This is a genomic window from Paragemmobacter kunshanensis (assembly GCF_011059185.1).
GTDB lineage: Bacteria > Pseudomonadota > Alphaproteobacteria > Rhodobacterales > Rhodobacteraceae > Paragemmobacter > Paragemmobacter kunshanensis.
In genome coordinates, this window is record NZ_JAALFE010000098.1 from 1 (window position 1) to 1,038 (window position 1,038).

The 1,038-nt window shown below is 68.9% G+C and carries 2 protein-coding genes; both read left to right on the forward strand.

The window, feature by feature from the left end; genetic code table 11:
* On the forward strand, positions 1–417 hold a 417-nt coding region (locus tag G5V65_RS21940), incomplete at its 5' end, for a hypothetical protein (protein WP_165054761.1).
* Positions 365–1,038, forward strand: a 674-nt coding sequence (locus G5V65_RS21945) for a phage terminase large subunit family protein (RefSeq protein ID WP_206526939.1), incomplete at its 3' end; no start/stop codon positions are given. The genes G5V65_RS21940 and G5V65_RS21945, both read left to right, overlap by 53 nt.

The window sequence follows — 1,038 nt, forward strand, 5'->3', positions numbered from 1 at the left end:
ACGACGGACCCGTCCAAGACCCGGAAGCCACCCGAACCGAAGCTGAAGCCCGTCCCCGAAGCTGCTGTGGCTGCCGTCGGCGACACGCTGCGCGAACAAGGGTTGGCGGTCCCGGCCATCGGCGGCGGCACGACGTTCCTGCAGGCCAAGACCGCCAACGAGGTACTGAAGGCGCAGGAACGGCGCATCCGGCTGCAGAAGCTGAAGGGGGAGTTGATCGAGCGGGCGCGAGCGCTGGCGCTGGTGTTCCGCCTGGCGCGAGAGGAACGGGACGCATGGGTGAACTGGCCTTCGCGTGCGGCGGCGCTGATGGCGGCGGAACTGGGCGTGGAACCCGCCGCGATGCAGAAGGTCCTGGAAAAACATGTCCGTGCCCACCTCGACGAGCTTGCCGAGGTCCGGCCCGGTCTCCGGTGATGATGATGGTCTGACCGATTTCGACGGCGCTGGCGAGATCCTGCGCGACTGGGGCAGCGGGCTGCGGCCCGACCCCGACCTGACTGTTTCGGATTGGGCGGACCGGCACCGGATGCTGTCGGGACGCGCCTCGGCCGAACCGGGGCGGTATCGCACCGCGCGCACGCCTTACATGCGTGAAATCATGGACCGGCTGTCGCCCGGCGATGTGATGCAGCGGATTGTGTTCATGAAGGCCGCGCAGGTCGGCGCGACCGAGGCGGGCAACAACTGGATCGGCTTCGCGATCCACCAGGCGCCGGGGCCGATGCTGGCGGTCCAGCCGACGGTGGAACTGGCCAAGCGCAATTCGCGCCAGCGGATCGACCCGCTGATCGAGGAAAGCCCCGAGCTGCGGGAGCGGGTCAAACCGGCCCGGTCGCGCGATGCGGGCAACACGATGCTGTCGAAGGAGTTCGCAGGCGGCATCCTGATCATGACCGGCGCGAACTCGGCGGTCGGGCTGCGCTCCACACCGGCGCGCTACATCTTCCTCGACGAGGTGGATGCCTATCCGGCCTCGGCCGACGAGGAAGGCGACCCGGTCACGCTGGCCGAGGCGCGGTCGCTGACCTTCGCCCA